This is a genomic window from Daejeonella sp. H1SJ63 (assembly GCF_029360775.1).
GTDB lineage: Bacteria > Bacteroidota > Bacteroidia > Sphingobacteriales > Sphingobacteriaceae > Daejeonella.
Genome location: NZ_JARKMZ010000001.1, coordinates 165,098 through 181,861 on the forward strand (window position 1 = coordinate 165,098; position 16,764 = coordinate 181,861).

The window sequence follows — 16,764 nt, forward strand, 5'->3', positions numbered from 1 at the left end:
AGTAATACCAGATAAGCCCTTTTGTTTTGTTTGGTTTGAAATTGATCTGTCTGACTAAGTTCTGAATTTCCCTGCTCTGATATTATATTAATAAGGTTTCTTTATTCTGATAAAACCATTTGATAAATAGAAAATTATATCTATTTTTGCATCCCGCTTTGAAGCCTTACAAAGGGTTTGAGCGTAATTCAATTAAAACAAATAAAAAGCAACAATGCAACAGTACGAAACAGTGATCATTCTGACCCCGTTGTTATCAGAAGAAGCTGCGAAAGAGGTAGTTACCAAATTCAAAAAGCTTATGACAGATAACGGAGCCGAAATTGTCCATGAAGACAATTGGGGTTTGAAAAAACTAGCGTATCCGATTCAAAAGAAGACTACAGGATACTATCACCTAACTGAATTCAGAGCTCCGGGTGAGTTTATTAACAAACTTGAAGTTGAATACAAGCGCGATGAACGTGTAATGCGTTTTCTGACTGTATCTCTGGATAAGCATGCACTTGCATTCAGTGAGAAAAAACGTAGCGGAGCCTTCAACAAGAACAAGGAAACTAAAGCTGAGGAGGTAGCAAAATAATGGCAAAAGATCAAATCCAATACGTAACCGCTCCGAAAGTTGACGAGAGCCGTAAAAAATATTGCCGTTTCAGAAAGAACGGAATTAAATACATCGATTATAAAGACGCTAACTTTTTATTAAAGTTCATCAACGATCAGGGTAAAGTTTTACCACGTCGTTTAACCGGAACTTCATTAAAATTCCAGCGTAAAGTGGCTCAGGCTGTTAAGCGTGCCCGCCATATCGGTTTATTACCTTATGTTACTGATTCATTAAAATAAGAGGGAGATAAGCGAAATGGAATTAATTTTAAAACAAGACATCAAGAATCTCGGCGAGAAAGATGATGTTGTTACAGTAAAGCCGGGTTTTGGACGTAACTACCTTATTCCAAAAGGTTATGCTATCCTGGCTACAGAATCTGCAAAGAAAGTATTAGCTGAAAACTTAAAGCAGGCTGCTTTCAAACAGGACAAAATTAAAAAGGATGCTGATGCAATTGCAGCAAGACTTGAGGGTGTAAAACTTTCAATCGGTGCTAAAGCTGGCGAGAGTGGCAAGATCTTTGGATCTGTTAATACTATCCAGATTGCTGATGCTTTGAAGAAAGAAGGCTTTGACGTTGACCGTCGTCGCATTACTTTCGATACTGAGCCTAAGTTTGTAGGTGAGTATACAGCAAACCTTAACCTGCACAAAGAAGTAAAGGTTAAAGTTCCTTTTGAAGTTATTGCAGAATAATTTCCTTTCACCGGATTAATTCCGGTGGATAATCAGGAAAAAAATTATATTTTTAAGTGCCTTCTGAAATTTCAGAAGGCACTTTTTATTTTTACGTATTTCAGATCAATTAAACAGGTGCAGATTGAAAAAATTCAGACAAGCCCTTCGTAAGTTCATTTTCTGGTATTTTGTTATAACGATCTCCTGGGTTTTGATTTATCGTTTTATTAATCCGCCAATAACTTACCTTATGGTTCAAAGAGCAGTTGAACGTAAGATCGATGGGAAGGACTGGAAGATGGAAAGGTCGTGGCTGGAAATGGATGAGTTGTCAGATAATCTGAAAAAAGCTGCAATAGCCGGCGAAGATGCCCGGTTTTTAAGTCACTGGGGCTTTGATATAGAAGCGCTTCAAAATGCTGTTGAAAAGAACAAAAAGAGAAAACGGGTTATCGGTGGAAGTACAATCAGTCAGCAAACTGCTAAAAATGTTTTTCTATGGCCCGGAAGATCTTATATCAGGAAAGGATTTGAAGCATATTTTACCTTGCTTATCGAATTGCTTTGGGGTAAAGAACGAATTCTGGAAGTTTATCTGAACGTAATCGAAATGGGGGATGGAATCTATGGAGCTGAGGCTGCCACCCAACAATACTATGGGAAATCTGCCAGAAGTTTGAGTAAATCCCAGGCTGCATTACTGGTGGCTGTGTTTCCTAATCCTTTGCGCTGGACGCCAAACAGACCGACGAGATATATTTATTATAAGCAGGGATTGATTCTCAGAAATATGCGTCATATTGGCAAATTGCCTTTCTGAAGAGTATAGAAATAAGGATATTAAATATTTTCGATTCAGCATTGTCCTTCAGGATAGCCTGTTCAATAACCTTATCCTGATTCTCAATGATACAGGCCAGCAGTAATTTAAATCTTACCTTATTCTACTCTTCAGGTAAAGAAAATATCTTTGAATGCCAGCTTTGGCTGAATGGAATTTCCCATTTACTGAATAACTCTTTGCGCGTGTTAATCAGGTTGTTGAAAACCGGTGTTTGGCTATTTATTTTACCGTTCCTGATCAGTTCTTCAAATTCCTCCCGGCTACAGTTTATAATATTCTGATCCTGACGGAAGGCAATTCTGAATCTGTCAAACAGATTAATGCCAAACTTCTGTTCAATTTCCTTTATCAGGTTTACTGATTTGTCAATACTGCATCCGGTAGCTCCGGCTATTTGTTCATCAACAGAAAGAACAATGAACTGATGATGAAGCACTTCTCCCAATGCTGCAAGGGCATGTCCATGTGCCTGCCATTCTGAAGTAAACTCATTCAATATTTTTTGAATGGCAAGTTCCTCATTATTATTGAGGATACGGTTTGAATGATAGATCCACAGTCTCGAATTTTCAGAAATATTCATATACAAAAATACAAATTCAGAACTTATTAAAGTTCAGATGAATGTCTTTATGTCTTATATGATTCATCAATTTGTAAAAAATGTAGCCCTGAACTATTTCAAGTTTATTTGGCCTGTTACGAAAATGTGATCTACCCAGAAATGGGTATTCTGAGTGGATATACTTGTGTTGTTGTTCTCAGGGAGTATCTTTGACATAGAATTCATACAATTAATCAAATCTTAAATTCAGCTTTCATGAAAAAGATCATTTTGTCAATCGCTCTTTTATTCATTTTGGGTGCTGCACAGGCACAGGAAAATGAAACTCAATCTGAAAAGAGTTCTTCTTCCGGAAATAACCTCTTAAAGGTTAATTTACTATCTCTTCCATTAAGAAATTTTTCTTTCAGCTATGAGCATAAAATCGGTAAAAAGATAAGTGCAGGCCTTGGTCTCCGTATTATGCCCGAGGGTGGGGTACCTATGTTGTCTACTATTTCTGATATGATTGATGATCCGGAAACTTCCAGACAACTGGAGCAGGTTCAGACAAGTAATACTGCCATTACTCCTGAGATCAGATTCTATTTAGGTAAACAGGCCATGCGCGGTTTTTATGTGGCTCCATTTGCCAGATATAGCAAGTACAAGGCTGCTCTTCCGTTTGAGTTTGATGTGAACGGATCTACTCAAACAATGCCCTTAAGTGGTGAGTTAACTACCTTCACCGGTGGATTGCAATTGGGTGCTCAATGGAAATTAGGAGGCAGACTTTACCTCGACTGGTGGATGCTTGGTCCGCAGTATGGTACTTCTGACGGTACTCTCGATGGTAAGCGTGCATTGAGTACTCAGGAACAGCAGGAATTAAGAACAGAACTTCAGAATATTGAAATCCCATTTGCTGATACAAAGACAACTGTTGACGCGAATGGAGCAAGACTTGATATTACCGGTCCATGGGCTGGTTTGAGAGCTGGTCTCAGTTTAGGAATCAGGTTCTAAGTGATTCTCTGAAATACAATATTTCTTTTCTATTTTAGGGCAGGATTTTCATTCTGCCCTATGTTTTTTAAGAATAAATCATATTTCATTTATCCGTTTCTGCTTCTGTCGCTTTATATATTTCCAGGAGCCACTTCAGGAACTGAAGATGAGCCGGTAAAGGTTCTGGTTGATAGAACACTGAGCCGGTTCAATGCCCTGCACTATCCTGAATCTGAACTTTCTAAAATCAGGAAATGTGAGATACAATTAAGTGAAGATGGTTTTCTCAGGTATCGTAAAACTTATATCAACGGAAAGCAGGAATATTATTCTTTTAATCTTTCCAGGTTTGTTAGCATGGATTATTACGGGAGCATCACATCCGGCGAATTGTCTATCAATACCGAAGAAGATGATGTGATTGTACAGACATTTAATGACCGGAATGGCAATGTAGATTCGATGGCAACATATTTTCGATTGCCGGTACATGGCATCGCAGCTGAAGATCTGAACTCCATTCAGGCAGATCTTTTAGAAATGAAGAAACATTTTCAGCTATAAAGAATCAATTATTTCAATCGGAATACAAAATCTGAAAATACCTGAATATGGGTATTAGTACTTAAGTCTGTTTCTTCTAACTTTAGAAAGCGAACAGATTAAAATTGGTTACCTTTAATCAAAGGCAATCCGGGACTTAAATAGTTTCGAATTGCCTTTTTTTATAGCCCATTTGCTCTGACCGTGATCTCGGCAATATCCAATACTTTTACTTCTTCTTCTTTATTGTAATTTTTAACCCCATCACTTAGCATTGTCATACAGAACGGGCAAGAGGCGGCAACAATATTGGGTTGAAGTGCAAGTGCTTCATCAATCCGTTCGATATTGATGTCTTTTGTTCCCTTTTCAGGCTCCTTGAACATTTGTGCTCCACCTGCACCACAGCATAATCCATTTGATTTGCAGCGTTTCATTTCCACTAAATCAGCATCCAGAACTTCGAGAGCTTTTCTTGGAGCTTCGTATACATCATTTGCCCGGCCCAGATAACAGGGGTCGTGAAAGGTTATTCTTTTTCCCTTGAATGATTCACCGCCCTCAGTTTTTAACTTTCCTTCATCAATGAGCTGCTGAATGAGTTGCGAATGGTGGATCACCTCATAATTGCCTCCTAATCCGGGATATTCATTTTTGATGGTATTGAAACAATGAGGACAACCCGTGACGATCTTTTTGATCTCATAACCATTCAGTACCTGAATATTGCTCATGGCCTGCATCTGGAACAGAAATTCATTGCCGGCACGTTTTGCCGGATCGCCGGTACAGCTTTCTTCTGTTCCAAGAATGGCAAATTTTAATCCAACGTGCTGTAATATCTTGCAGATATCCCTTGTTATTTTCTGGGCCCTTTCATCAAAACTGCCTGCACAGCCAACCCAGAATAATATTTCCGGTGTCTCGCCCTTTGCAAGCATTTCGGCCATTGTAGGAACCGTTAATTTATCCATGTTGTACTAATTTGTCTATTATTCAATTTGTCTATTTGTCAATCGCATCCGGAGGCACTTGACATTTATTGTTATCATCACCAATCAGGCTTATTAATATTGGCATAGCATCTTTTCGCAAAATTTACTTCAATCAGCAAATATCTAATCGTTTTCCGCCCAATTCATCCTGTCTACTGCCGCATATTTCCATGGAGCTCCGTTATTTTCAACATTGGAGAACATGTTATTGATACTTGCAGGAGCCTGCGACTCTTCCATTACGGCAAAGCGTCTTAGTTCAATGATAATGGAAAGAGGGTCGATATTTACCGGACAAGCATCTGTACATGCATTGCAGGTAGTACAGGCCCATATTTCCTCGCGGGTGATGTAATTGTCGAGCAGTGATTTACCGTCCTGATGATCTTTCCCATGCTTATCGATAGTATTGCCAACTTCTACCAGTCTGTCGCGCGTATCCATCATGATCTTACGGGGGGAGAGAAGCTTGCCTGTTTGGTTTGCCGGACAAACGGAAGTACATCTTCCGCATTCAGTACAGGTGTAGGCATCCATCAGACTCTTCCAGGTCAGATCATGGATGTCTTTTGCTCCAAAACGGCTTCCCTCGGCTACCGGTTCAGGTACATAAGAAGGGTCGAGCATGGCTTTAACCTCATTACTTACAGAAGCCATATTGCTGAATTTCCCCTTAGGTTCGAGGTTTGAATACCAGGTGTTTGGGAAAGCCATAATGATATGTAAATGCTTGGAATAAGGCAGATAGTTTAAGAACCCAAATATTCCGATAATGTGAAACCACCAGCAAAACCGTTCAATCAATAGTAATGAGGACTCAGAATCAGGTAGAAGGGCTAAGAGCAGGCCGCTTACCGGAAATGTTCCTGCATTGATGTAATGTGCTGATCCCAATTGCTGTAGCTTCTGGTCTGCAGCATTCATCAGTAAAAATGCAGTCATTAACAGTACTTCTACAATCAAAATAATATTGGCATCTGATCTTGGCCAATCTGTCATTTCAGTACCTGTAAAACGTTTGATTTTGAGGATGTTTCTTCGGGCGAAGAAGGCAATTACTCCAATCAGTACCAGTGCGGCAAGAATCTCAAAGCCGGCAATAAGTACATCATAAATGGCACCTAATGGCTGAGCAAAGATGCGGTGAGTACCAAATAATCCATCAATAATGATTTCCAGTACTTCCAGATTAATGATAACAAAGCCTACGTATACAAATAAATGCAGTACTGCTGCAAGAGGTTTTTTAACCATTTTCGACTGTCCGAAGGCGACCTTAAGCATGGTCTTCATACGTTCTGCAGGTCTGTCAGAGCGGTCGAGATCTTTTCCCAGCTTAATATTGCGGATGATTTTACGAACATTCAGGCTGAACAGGGTAATTGCTGCCGCTGAAATGATCAAAAAAATGACTTGCAGAATCATATCGGTATGGGTTTTTGGCTAATTTAACGAATATCCGGTATATATAATTACTATGCAAGCATAATAATAAATTAAATTGAAAACAATTTGCTTAGGGAAAACAGACCTTGAGTACTGTTCTTTATGTAAAATAAAGTTTCTTATTTAAAATTCATGAATAGGTGCGACCAGTGAGTGATAAGGGGGGGCCAAGTGATTTTCTGTCAGGTTGCAGGCAAATTGAGGCGGATTACAATCCATCTGATGCTTCTGAAATCCAGACTATACCTCGTTTTCTAATCTTTTATTCTTTTCTTTCATATTCCAGTCCAGGACCATCACACATTTGCCAGGTTCCAACAAGTTTGTTAGCTGATTTTAATGATAGCTGTTCGGTTTGATGTGAATAACAATTCCCAATAATTGCGTTTTCAGTTTCATGAGTTAATTCAAGCAGAGTCACGGATGTTGTGGAAAGAAATTTAAAATTCCCTGACACATCATAATTAATTCCGTCTCGTTCTCTATGCTTAATAAATGTTCCGTCAGATTTCAGTAAATAATATTCCTGCCATCCCATGTTTTCCCCGGTCCTCTCTGAATTTGGAATTTGGCCTGTCATTTTTACTAAAGTCCATTTTTGGGGATATTTATCAATATTAAAACTATTATCCTTCGAGCAGGAAAATACAGCACATAGTGTGAATAATATTAAAAATGACTTTTTCATCTTTATTTTTATGGTTAACAATAATAGTCAAAATATATCACCTTGAATTTGCCTGGAAAGCTCTTATAAAGACGATCAGTAGTTGATTTCTGTTACATGATTTCTGATATTTATGCTGATCTTTTTAATTGGCAAATTTTCAGGGTCGAGGCCAAAAGGGCCTCAATAGATTCAGTGTCAGTTAGCTGGTACCACTTCGAAAACCTCAGAGAAATCCGGGGCTTACCTTGATTTATTCACAGCCCCGGGTGGCTGTTCGATCTTGATACTTCAAATTCTGGTTCCTCTCCAGAAATCTTGGCAATATTGAGAGTTTACCAGCGCACAAAGAGGATTTGACAGAATTACTCTAGCTTTTTAACTAATGATCGTTTTTTGTACAGTCTATCTGAAATTAAATTTACAATAGGTTTAACGCTGGGGGTCAGATATTTGCAGCTTGCAGCTCCTGATCTTGAAAACAATTATTAAATACCATGAATAAATCTTATCAGAAATTTTCAAATAATATTTTCTTAAATGAAAAAAGACACTACATTTGCAGTCCCGAACAAAACGGGTATGGTCTGGTACCATAGCTCAGTTGGTAGAGCAAAGGACTGAAAATCCTTGTGTCGCTGGTTCGATTCCAGCTGGTACCACCAGGAAACCCTCAGAGAAATCTGAGGGTTTTTTGCTTTAAAGCAGTCCTGAGCGGCTTTTTGCTTAATACTTCTAATAGTTTGTCCCTCTATAGCATCCGTGAGCCGGGTTAGATAATAAGTGATTTAGGGGAATAATTTATGACATTTGGCACGTTTGGCTCGTCTTTTTGACCTACAATGCACAAGTTTAGTACCGGAAGGACTACAATATACCTTCATCAGCAAAGCTTAGATAAGTATCCCCGGCGAGAATGATATGGTCCATTTTACCCGCTATTTTACATTGAAATTTCAATAATTATTAATCGAACTCAGGTTATTCAATAAAATTTGTTTCATTCTATTTATTTCTGATATTGAACATACCAATCACTTTGGTATTCAGGTACTTTAGGATAGCCTGAAGATGTTGGAATTTATAATTGATTCCATTGAATTTTGTTGAATTCAGCAGGGAATTGAAAAAGATTATATGTTAAATTAAAGATTAAATACTATTAAAATAGTGTAAATTTCCATTAGATTGATGTTTCATTTTAAATTATTTTTATCGTTTAAGAACTGTATAGCTAGTTGAAACCAACAGATACCAAAAATCCGGAATACTTCCACAAGGTTGTGGATTGTCAATATGCCTGCCCCGCGCATACTCCGGTACCTGAATACATCAGGTTGATCTCAGCAGGAAAATATACTGAGGCATATATGATTAATTGGGAATCGAATGTATTCCCCGGGGTACTCGGGCGAACCTGCGATCGTCCCTGTGAACCTGCATGCCGCCGTGGCAGAATTGAAGAAGAACCTGTCGCAATTTGCCGGCTTAAACGGGTAGCTGCAGATAATAAGGACGATGTCCGGGCATTCATGCCCGGTGTTCCTTCAGAAATGAATGGAAAACGGATTGCCCTGATTGGCGGCGGACCGGCATCTCTAACCGTAGCCCGCGATCTTGCCCCCTTGGGTTATGAGATTCACCTCTACGATGAACATGCTGCCGGTGGCGGTATGATGCGTAGCCAGATCCCTTCCTTCAGATTACCCGATGATGTCTTGAACGAAGAAGTCGGGTATATTCTTGATATGGGAATCCATACTCATTTCAATACCTATGTATCCAGTATGATCGAAATTCTTGAAAAGGGATACGATGCGGTATTTGTAGGTACTGGTGCTCCGAGAGGTCGTGATTTGATACTTCCCGGTCGCGAAGAAGCCGGTAAAAACGTACATGTCGGAATAGAATGGCTTGCAAGCGTAGCTTTCGAGCATACCCATAAAATTGGTAAGAAAGTGATCGTGCTGGGTGGTGGAAATACCGCCATGGATTGCTGCCGTACTTCCCGCCGACTTGGTGGTGAAGAGGTAAAGGTTGTGGTGCGGAGTCCCTTTGCAGAGATGAAAGCCTCCCCATGGGAGATTGAGGATGCAATGCATGAAGATATTCCCATCTTTGAAAATCATGTGCCTAAAACCTACGTGATCGAAAATGGCAAACTGGTTGGGATGACCTTTGAAAAGGTAAAAGCTGTATATGATGAGCAGGGCAAACGCAGTCTTGTTCCATCCGGCGAGCCCGAAGTATTTATTGAAGCGGATGATGTACTTGTCGCTGTTGGTCAGCAGAACAGTTTCCCATGGATTGAAAAGGATACTGGTGTTGATTTTGATCAGTGGGGAATGCCACTTGTCGATTCTTTAACTCATCAGTCAACTAATCAGCGCGTTTTCTTTGGTGGTGATGCCGCTTTCGGACCCAAAAATGTAATCACTGCTGTTGCTCATGGGCATCAGGCAGCCATCTCCATAGATCTGTATTGCAGGGGAGAAGCACTTACAGCGCGCCCGGCACCATTTACCAATCTGGTCTCAAAGAAAATGGGTATCCATGAGTGGAGCTATGATAATGATGTGGTTAATGACCAGCGTTTTATTGTTCCTCAGGCTGAAAAAAAAGCCGCTCTGTCTGATCGTAAACTGGAAGTTGAGCTGGGTTTTGATATTCAGACTGCAATTAAAGAAGCTCATCGCTGTCTGAATTGCGATGTGCAAACTGTATTTGAAAAAGATAAATGTATCGAATGCGATGCATGCGTTGATATTTGTCCGACTTCCTGCATCACATTTACTGCAAATGGGGAAGAAGATGATTTACGGACACGACTCAAAGCTCCGGCTTTAAATATAACTCAGGACCTCTATGTATCCGATACGCTCCCTACCCAAAGGGTGATGGTAAAAGATGAAGACGTTTGCCTGCACTGCGGCTTGTGTGCTGAGCGTTGCCCGACATCTGCATGGGATATGCAGCAATATTTATATAAAGTTACCAAAGCAGGTTAAGAGATGCCTAATTCAAAAGTTAATGATTTTGTCATTCGTTTTGCGAATGTCAATGGTACAGGGTCTGCAAGTGCAAATTATCTGTTTGCAAAAGCTATTTTCCGGATGGGAATCCCTGTAACTCCTAAAAATATATTTCCATCAAATATACAGGGACTTCCAACCTGGTACGATGTCAGGGTGAGTGAAAAGGGTTATCTCGGTCGACGGGAAGGGGTGGATTTGATGGTTTGTGTGAACCCTCAAAGTATGCCTGATGATGTGCTTTCAGTAAAAAGTGGAGGATACTTCATTTACGATTGTACCAAAGCGCTGAATCCGGCATTAATCAGGCCTGATGTGACTTATATCGGCCTTCCACTGATGGAAATGTGTCTGCGCGAATTCACTGATCCGCGGCAGCGGCAATTGTTTAAGAATATCATTTATGTGGGGGCACTTTCTGCCTTGCTGGATATCGAATTCTCGGTACTGGAACAATTGCTTGCCGAGCAGTTTGTGGGCAAGGAGAAACTGGTTGCGATGAATATCAAAGCCCTGAATCTGGGTATTCAGTACATTCACAGCAATTATGCCTATCCTCTGGATATTCGTTTGGAAAGACGGAATCTGGTTGGCGATAAGATTTTGATTGATGGTAATTCAGCCTGCGGACTCGGTGCCGTTTATGGCGGTGCAACGGTTGTGGCCTGGTATCCGATTACGCCATCAACCTCGGTGGTGGAGGCCTTCGAGAGCTATGCAAAAAAATTAAGGGTCGATAAGGAAACAGGGAAACGCAATTATGCCATTGTGCAGGCAGAAGATGAACTTGCTGCAATCGGAATGGTAATCGGTGCCAACTGGAATGGCGCGCGTTCATTCACGGCTACCAGTGGTCCGGGACTGTCTTTGATGAATGAATTCCTCGGACTGGCTTATTTCGCTGAAATTCCAACTGTGTTGATTGATGTCCAGCGTACAGGTCCCTCGACGGGAATGCCAACAAGGACCCAACAATCGGATATTTTATTGGCGGCCTATGCTTCGCATGGCGATACCAAACAGGTACTGATCTTTCCTTCTACCCCGAAAGAATGTTTTGACATGTCAGCCGAATCATTCGATCTGGCTGAGCTCTTACAAACACCGGTCATCATCATGACCGACCTCGATCTGGGTATGAATGATCATATGTCTGAGTCTTTTGAATGGGATGACAAACGAAAATATAATCGTGGTAAGGTTCTCGATGCCAGTCAATTGGAAGAGATGCCCCAATTCGGACGCTACTTGGATATAGATGGTGATGGAATTCCTTACCGGACCATTCCGGGTACTCACCCAACCAAAGGTTCATTCTTTACCCGCGGGACTTCCCGGGATGAATACGCAGCTTATACCGAAGATGGCCGGGTCTATGTCAGAAATATGGAAAGACTGCTGAAGAAGTGGAATACAGCAAAGGAAACAGTACCTGCTCCTTTTCTTTATCAGGAAGAGAACAAGAGCCCTTACGGTATTATTTTCTTCGGGACTTCAACCTTTTCGGCTGAAGAAGCAATAGATTCCATGCATGCTTCCGGGCTTGTATTTGATGCCATGAGGCTAAAGGCATTCCCTTTCAATAAAACAGTGGAAGATTTTATTTATTCGCACGAAAAGGTATTTATTATCGAGCAAAACCGGGATGCTCAGATGCGCAGCCTGCTGATCAATGAGCTCAATGTAAATCCTCAGAAAATGATCCCTGTTCTCAATTATGATGGGATGCCCATCACGGCATATGCGATCATGGCTCTGATCAATAAAAATTTATCACCAGCACTTAATGCTTCAACCAGTAAAATTCTGTCATGACATATATACGCCCTAAATTCCGCCATCCCGATCTGCCTAAAAATGATCTTGGATATACTACCAGGGAATATGAAGGTTCGCTTTCAACCTTATGTGCCGGCTGCGGACATGACTCGATCAGCGGAAGTATTCTTCAGGCTTGTTTTGAATTATCGATTCCGCCACATAGGATTGCGAAATTATCAGGTATAGGCTGCTCTTCAAAGACGCCTACCTATTTCCTTGGGAATTCACATGGTTTTAATTCAGTACACGGGAGAATGCCTTCGGTGGCTACGGGAGCGAATATGGCGAACCGTGATCTGATCTATATGGGAGTTTCAGGTGATGGAGATACCGCTTCGATTGGTATGGGTCAGTTTGTGCATGTGATCCGCCGAAACCTGAATATGGTTTATATCGTGATGAACAATGGTTGTTACGGCCTCACTAAAGGGCAGGATTCAGCTACAGCCGATGCGGGTTCAAAGAGCAAAGCGGGTTCTGTGAATCCTTTCCAGCCTATTGATTTAGCCGGACTGGCGCTCGAACTTGGCGCAGGTTTTGTTGCACAAAGTTTTTCAGGAGATAAGGAACAATTGGTTCCCTTGATCAAAGCGGCGGTAAGTCACCCGGGATTTGCATTCATCAATGTAATTTCTCCCTGCGTAACGTTCAATAATAACCCCGGGTCAACAAAATCGTACGATTACGTCCGTGAGCATATAGAAGCTACAGGCAAAACCGATTTGGTTCCTGAGAAATCGGAGATATTGGCCAGTTATGAATCAGGCACCGGGACGGAGGTGATGCTGCACGACGGCACCTTTATCAAGCTTGAAAAGCTGGCGGTTAACCGCGATCCTTTCAACAGGATGGAGGCGATGAATGCGCTGCGTAATGCAAGGAACAGGAATGAGATTCTGACCGGCTTACTGTATATCGAAACCGAAACCGAAGATCTGCATCATACGATAAACTCAGCAGATCGGCCTTTGAACAGCCTTGAAGAAGAAGATCTCTGTCCGGGTTCTGCAGTTCTGGCTGAGATCAATGAGGATTTGAGATAGAAATATTTATTTCTGCGAAGGATAAAAATGCAGGTAATCCTTCATTTTTTATAGATTTGAGACCTGAACAGGGAAATTAGCTCAGCTGGTTTAGAGCACTACCTCGACAAGGTAGGGGTCGCTGGTTCGAACCCAGTATTTCCCACTGAACAAGGTCTTAGAGATGTCTAAGGCTTTTTTATTACCCTGCGGTCGGAGTTATCTCCGTACCGCCTTCCCCTACAGTCGGTTTTATCGCTATACCGCAAGCTGCAGTTTAATGGAATTAAAGGCGACACGAGTGCACTAGCTGAGAGAATGGTAAATAATTGTCTATTGCATAGGCTTCTAATTATAGAATTCTCTCTTTGTGAGATTAAATCAAAAGCATGAAGAGGTCTTCAATTCTCAGTCTAATCCTTATTGCATTTGCCATAGGGTTTATAATAAGCATATATACTGACTCTAGCACATATGCTTCTATTAAAGAGGCAAAAGAAACAGAGAACGAACTACATATTGTTGGACATTTAATAAAGGAGAAGGAAATGTACTACAACCCGATAAAGGACGCAAATTATTTCTCGTTTTACTTAAAGGATGAAAACAATGAGGAGTGCAAGGTCGTTTTTACTGGTGCCAAACCTCAAGATTTTGAGCGTAGTGAGAAATTGTTCTAGTTGGCAAGATGTCTGGTAATGAGTTTCATGCTAGCCATATAACCTTGAAATGTCCTTCTAAATATACCAACGACCAAGTAGAGTTTGACGGTAACCCTCAAGTCAAAGCGGAAATTCAAGCTCTTTAAAGAAATTAAGTTTTCTTATCATGACGCTTTTTTTTCGGCGGTTGGTGTCACCGTACCGCAATTTCATAAAATACCAATGAAATAACAAAGTATTCCCTGCGGTCGGTGTTGTCACCGTACCGCTTTTCATTCGTCCGATGTTCCACCGAATTTTAACTATTGGATAGCAGAATCACATGCGACACGTCTGGGCAATCGTTAACTTATCTTAATATTTTCTTTAGGCTTTGGATATCCTGCTGACAATTGACATATTTAAATAAGGATTTTGGGGAGTTTATAATAATAGTAAGGTTATATGAATACTTTAATTAAATGACAAAACCAGAAATAGCCACCGCATTTTCCAATGGAGATTTTGACAAGACAAACGATTTTATTGCCGATGATGCTTTTTGGGAAGTAGTTGAAGAAGATAAATTCATAGGGAAAAATGCGATTGCTGACAATTGCAATCAAGCGAGTCAATACTTTAAATCTGTTACGACAAATTTTAAAACTCTGAATGTGATTTCAGAGAATAACAAGGTTGTTGTAAATGGAACAGCCGAATTTATCCGGAATAGTAAACGAATTTCTTTTGTATCGGCTTGTGATTTATATGAGTTCAACGATTCTAATCAGATTCAAAAAATTACATCTTATTGTATCCAGGCGAAATAGAAGTTTAAAGCTCTTATCGAAATTATAACACCCTGGTTATCGTGTAGTACAAAACCAAATGAAAGCAGAGTTAATTCAAACATTGCATCCACAATCTGGCAAAACGAACAAGAAGATCTCTTTAGAGAAATACAATTTTATACGAGATCATCTTTTAAGCATTTTGGCCAAACTTGAACCCACACATGCCAAGCTGATGGAAGAGTTATATCAGCGGGTAAAGGATAATTTTGATGGGGGAGTTCAATGGTATGGAGAAACTGTAAAACTTGATTTGGAAGCAAGGAATTTAATTGCAGGAACTCAAACAAAACGGTTTTTGGTCGATTTTAGATACAGCTGAATCTCTTGAAATTCCGGATGATTTGGAAGCAGAATTTCAAAAAATACCTGATTCAAAGAATTATTTTCTCAGTTTGAGCAGATCAGATAAACGAAATATTTTATAATGGCTGGTTATGGCCAGGAGAATTGAAACCAGACAAAAGCGGATTGCAGAAATCGTGGAATTAGCCGGGCAGAGACTAAAACCAAAACAGTTCAGGTAAGAGGCACTGATCTATTCTGCTCAGCCTGGATAATTTATTAGGCTTTAGTGATAGGGCTTAAAAATTAAATTTTGTATTTTGTTATAAATTCAGAGCTTATGAATAAAGAATATTCTAATGGTGAAATCATCATCAAATGGCAACCTAAACTTTGCCTGCATGTGGGTATTTGTGTAAAAACATTGCCACAAGTCTATAAACCGAAAGAATCCCCCTGGATTACAATTGAAAATGCCTCAACAGAAGAATTGAAAGCCCAGGTTAACAGGTGTCCATCAGGGGCGCTGACTTATACTTTGGTGGAATAGATAGAAGCAAGTAACAGTAGATATAACATGGATAACAAACACATCCCATTAGAAATCGAAGGTATTAAAGGTAATTTGTATGCAGGTTTTTGGGTACGGTTGGCTTCTCTGTTATTGGACCTCATCTTTATGCTTCCTGTCATATTTGTGATACAATATTTAAATGGTTTAGGGAAAAATGTTTATTTCTATACATTGCTTCCGAGTCTTGCCTTTGGATTTTGGTATGATATTTATCTTCCAAAAAAATATGGTTGGACTCCGGGTAAGCAAGTTGCAGGTATAAAAATTCTTCGCTTGGATGGAAAGGCAATCGGATGGAAAGAAGCAATTTTAAGACATAGTGTTATGTTTTTCCTTACTTTATCGAGTAGCATTTGGATGACAATGAGCTTGTTATCAGCCGATGATGAGATTTTCAAAAGCTTAAGTTGGATAAAACAAACACAATATTTAAGGTCACTTTCTCCTGACTTTTTCAAATTTTACAATTGGGCGAGCAATATTTGGATTTATAGTGAGTTCATAGTCCTGCTACTGAACAAAAGAAAAAGAGCAATTCACGATTATTTGGCTGAAACGGTAATAGTTAGATCGAAATATATTGAAGAAATTGAAAGAGTAATGAATTCAAATGTTACTATAGAAGAAAATGATTCTACAAAAGAAGTTTAATTAAATTATAGTAATGGGATCTAATGGCTACAAACATAATCTCCTTTTCAATTGAAAACCTAAAACGATTATAATCCTTTACCGCAATTAGCAGGTTTGAAATAATTTTAACATTTAAAAATAAATCAAATATGCCAGCACCAGCTAAAAACCCATTTACCTGGGTAGAAATTTATGTAGATGATATGAGCAGGGCTCAGAAATTTTACGAAGCACTTTTACAAATCAAATTAAACGAATTGCCAATGCCCGACAGTTTGGACGAAATGCAAATGCTTAGCTTCCCCTGGGCGGAAAACGAAGGGAATATTAGCGGAGCATTGGTTAAAATGGAAAATATGGGTCCGGGTGCAGGTGGTACGATGGTTTATTTTACCTGCGAGGATTGTTCAGTTGAAGAAGGGAGGGCAGAAGCAGCAGGAGGAAAAGTTTTACAGCCAAAAATGTCACTTGGTGAGCATGGATTTTGCTCAGTCCTGATGGATACGGAAGGAAATACCATTGGATTGCATTCGATGAATTAAAACCCGCTGATTAGCTGGATAATCACTC

19 protein-coding genes and 2 tRNA genes are annotated in these 16,764 nt (G+C 40.0%); 17 read left to right on the top strand and 4 right to left on the bottom strand.

Features of this window, described 5'->3' with window-relative positions:
* Positions 1–214 precede the first annotated feature (214 nt).
* The 4 genes from rpsF (at position 215) to mtgA (ending at position 2,108) form a co-directional block, all read left to right on the top strand.
* Positions 215–583, top strand: a complete 369-nt coding sequence (gene rpsF / locus P2W72_RS00710) for a 30S ribosomal protein S6 (protein WP_276358930.1) — start codon at positions 215–217, stop codon at positions 581–583.
* A complete protein-coding gene (rpsR, locus tag P2W72_RS00715; protein WP_276358931.1) occupies positions 583–846 on the top strand; it encodes a 30S ribosomal protein S18 in 264 nt (87 codons plus the stop codon). Before rpsF ends, rpsR begins: the two co-directional genes overlap by 1 nt.
* A 16-nt stretch (positions 847–862) precedes the next feature.
* Positions 863–1,306 carry a 50S ribosomal protein L9 gene (rplI, locus tag P2W72_RS00720; protein WP_276358932.1) on the top strand — a complete coding sequence of 148 codons (444 nt, stop codon included), beginning with the start codon at positions 863–865 and terminating at the stop codon, positions 1,304–1,306.
* 124 nt (positions 1,307–1,430) lie between these two features.
* A complete protein-coding gene (gene mtgA, locus P2W72_RS00725; protein ID WP_276358934.1) occupies positions 1,431–2,108 on the top strand; it encodes a monofunctional biosynthetic peptidoglycan transglycosylase in 678 nt (225 codons plus the stop codon).
* Positions 2,109–2,232: 124 nt separating this feature from the next.
* Here mtgA and P2W72_RS00730 read toward each other — a convergent pair whose 3' ends face one another.
* Positions 2,233–2,715: an ABC transporter ATPase gene (locus P2W72_RS00730; RefSeq protein WP_276358935.1), complete on the bottom strand. Its 483-nt coding sequence runs from the start codon at positions 2,713–2,715 to the stop codon at positions 2,233–2,235.
* Between the two features lie 237 nt (positions 2,716–2,952).
* Between P2W72_RS00730 and P2W72_RS00735 the strand changes: the two genes are divergently transcribed.
* Positions 2,953–3,702 carry a DUF3575 domain-containing protein gene (locus tag P2W72_RS00735; protein WP_276358936.1) on the top strand — a complete coding sequence of 250 codons (750 nt, stop codon included), beginning with the start codon at positions 2,953–2,955 and terminating at the stop codon, positions 3,700–3,702.
* Between the two features lie 60 nt (positions 3,703–3,762).
* Positions 3,763–4,248 carry a hypothetical protein gene (locus P2W72_RS00740; protein ID WP_276358937.1) on the top strand — a complete coding sequence of 162 codons (486 nt, stop codon included), beginning with the start codon at positions 3,763–3,765 and terminating at the stop codon, positions 4,246–4,248.
* A gap of 161 nt (positions 4,249–4,409) precedes the next feature.
* On the opposite strand, the gene P2W72_RS00745 is transcribed toward P2W72_RS00740, so the two are convergent.
* The 3 genes from P2W72_RS00745 to P2W72_RS00755 all read right to left on the bottom strand — a co-directional run bounded on the left by P2W72_RS00745 (position 4,410) and on the right by P2W72_RS00755 (position 7,356).
* Entirely contained in the window at positions 4,410–5,201 is a 792-nt protein-coding gene (locus tag P2W72_RS00745) for a (Fe-S)-binding protein (RefSeq protein ID WP_276358938.1), read from the bottom strand.
* Between the two features lie 144 nt (positions 5,202–5,345).
* Positions 5,346–6,647, bottom strand: coding sequence for a 4Fe-4S dicluster domain-containing protein (locus P2W72_RS00750; protein ID WP_276358939.1), 1,302 nt, complete (start codon positions 6,645–6,647; stop codon positions 5,346–5,348).
* Positions 6,648–6,930: 283 nt separating this feature from the next.
* Positions 6,931–7,356 (bottom strand): hypothetical protein, encoded by a 426-nt coding sequence (locus P2W72_RS00755; protein WP_276358940.1) that lies wholly within the window; start codon positions 7,354–7,356, stop codon positions 6,931–6,933.
* 568 nt (positions 7,357–7,924) lie between these two features.
* On the opposite strand from P2W72_RS00755, the gene P2W72_RS00760 reads away from it, so the two are divergent.
* From P2W72_RS00760 to P2W72_RS00810, 11 genes are all read left to right on the top strand, one after another.
* Positions 7,925–8,000, top strand: a tRNA-Phe gene (locus tag P2W72_RS00760).
* A gap of 573 nt (positions 8,001–8,573) precedes the next feature.
* The gene (locus P2W72_RS00765) at positions 8,574–10,343 is read left to right on the top strand and encodes an FAD-dependent oxidoreductase (protein WP_276358941.1); all 1,770 of its coding nucleotides are present in this window, start codon (positions 8,574–8,576) and stop codon (positions 10,341–10,343) included.
* 3 nt (positions 10,344–10,346) lie between these two features.
* Positions 10,347–12,182, top strand: a complete 1,836-nt coding sequence (locus P2W72_RS00770) for a 2-oxoacid:acceptor oxidoreductase subunit alpha (RefSeq protein ID WP_276358942.1) — start codon at positions 10,347–10,349, stop codon at positions 12,180–12,182.
* On the top strand, positions 12,179–13,231 hold the full coding sequence (locus P2W72_RS00775; RefSeq protein WP_276358943.1) for a 2-oxoacid:ferredoxin oxidoreductase subunit beta: 1,053 nt from the start codon (positions 12,179–12,181) through the stop codon (positions 13,229–13,231). The genes P2W72_RS00770 and P2W72_RS00775 overlap by 4 nt, the downstream gene beginning before the upstream one ends.
* Before the next feature lie 70 nt (positions 13,232–13,301).
* Positions 13,302–13,376 (top strand) — tRNA-Val (locus P2W72_RS00780).
* Between the two features lie 223 nt (positions 13,377–13,599).
* Positions 13,600–13,890: a cytochrome c maturation protein CcmE gene (locus P2W72_RS00785; RefSeq protein ID WP_346429759.1), complete on the top strand. Its 291-nt coding sequence runs from the start codon at positions 13,600–13,602 to the stop codon at positions 13,888–13,890.
* A gap of 443 nt (positions 13,891–14,333) precedes the next feature.
* Positions 14,334–14,681, top strand: a complete 348-nt coding sequence (locus tag P2W72_RS00790; RefSeq protein ID WP_276358944.1) for a nuclear transport factor 2 family protein — start codon at positions 14,334–14,336, stop codon at positions 14,679–14,681.
* A gap of 58 nt (positions 14,682–14,739) precedes the next feature.
* A complete protein-coding gene (locus tag P2W72_RS00795; protein ID WP_276358945.1) occupies positions 14,740–15,024 on the top strand; it encodes a hypothetical protein in 285 nt (94 codons plus the stop codon).
* Positions 15,025–15,327: 303 nt separating this feature from the next.
* Complete coding sequence (locus tag P2W72_RS00800) at positions 15,328–15,537, top strand: (4Fe-4S)-binding protein (protein ID WP_276358947.1); 210 nt, start codon at positions 15,328–15,330, stop codon at positions 15,535–15,537.
* A gap of 27 nt (positions 15,538–15,564) precedes the next feature.
* Positions 15,565–16,212: an RDD family protein gene (locus P2W72_RS00805; protein WP_276358948.1), complete on the top strand. Its 648-nt coding sequence runs from the start codon at positions 15,565–15,567 to the stop codon at positions 16,210–16,212.
* A gap of 131 nt (positions 16,213–16,343) precedes the next feature.
* Positions 16,344–16,736: a VOC family protein gene (locus P2W72_RS00810; protein ID WP_276358949.1), complete on the top strand. Its 393-nt coding sequence runs from the start codon at positions 16,344–16,346 to the stop codon at positions 16,734–16,736.
* Positions 16,737–16,764: the final 28 nt, after the last annotated feature.

Excerpts from the sequence above, each read along its gene's own strand:
- rpsF (WP_276358930.1), top strand. The coding sequence starts at position 215 with ATGCAACAGTACGAAACAGTGATCATTCTGACCCCGTTGTTATCAGAA.
- rpsR (WP_276358931.1), top strand. The coding sequence starts at position 583 with ATGGCAAAAGATCAAATCCAATACGTAACCGCTCCGAAAGTTGACGAG.
- rplI (WP_276358932.1), top strand. The coding sequence starts at position 863 with ATGGAATTAATTTTAAAACAAGACATCAAGAATCTCGGCGAGAAAGAT.
- P2W72_RS00730 (WP_276358935.1), bottom strand. The coding sequence starts at position 2,715 with ATGAATATTTCTGAAAATTCGAGACTGTGGATCTATCATTCAAACCGT.
- P2W72_RS00735 (WP_276358936.1), top strand. The coding sequence starts at position 2,953 with ATGAAAAAGATCATTTTGTCAATCGCTCTTTTATTCATTTTGGGTGCT.
- P2W72_RS00740 (WP_276358937.1), top strand. The coding sequence starts at position 3,763 with ATGTTTTTTAAGAATAAATCATATTTCATTTATCCGTTTCTGCTTCTG.
- P2W72_RS00745 (WP_276358938.1), bottom strand. The coding sequence starts at position 5,201 with ATGGATAAATTAACGGTTCCTACAATGGCCGAAATGCTTGCAAAGGGC.
- P2W72_RS00750 (WP_276358939.1), bottom strand. The coding sequence starts at position 6,647 with ATGATTCTGCAAGTCATTTTTTTGATCATTTCAGCGGCAGCAATTACC.
- P2W72_RS00755 (WP_276358940.1), bottom strand. The coding sequence starts at position 7,356 with ATGAAAAAGTCATTTTTAATATTATTCACACTATGTGCTGTATTTTCC.
- P2W72_RS00770 (WP_276358942.1), top strand. The coding sequence starts at position 10,347 with ATGCCTAATTCAAAAGTTAATGATTTTGTCATTCGTTTTGCGAATGTC.
- P2W72_RS00775 (WP_276358943.1), top strand. The coding sequence starts at position 12,179 with ATGACATATATACGCCCTAAATTCCGCCATCCCGATCTGCCTAAAAAT.
- P2W72_RS00785 (WP_346429759.1), top strand. The coding sequence starts at position 13,600 with ATGAAGAGGTCTTCAATTCTCAGTCTAATCCTTATTGCATTTGCCATA.
- P2W72_RS00790 (WP_276358944.1), top strand. The coding sequence starts at position 14,334 with ATGACAAAACCAGAAATAGCCACCGCATTTTCCAATGGAGATTTTGAC.
- P2W72_RS00795 (WP_276358945.1), top strand. The coding sequence starts at position 14,740 with ATGAAAGCAGAGTTAATTCAAACATTGCATCCACAATCTGGCAAAACG.
- P2W72_RS00800 (WP_276358947.1), top strand. The coding sequence starts at position 15,328 with ATGAATAAAGAATATTCTAATGGTGAAATCATCATCAAATGGCAACCT.
- P2W72_RS00805 (WP_276358948.1), top strand. The coding sequence starts at position 15,565 with ATGGATAACAAACACATCCCATTAGAAATCGAAGGTATTAAAGGTAAT.
- P2W72_RS00810 (WP_276358949.1), top strand. The coding sequence starts at position 16,344 with ATGCCAGCACCAGCTAAAAACCCATTTACCTGGGTAGAAATTTATGTA.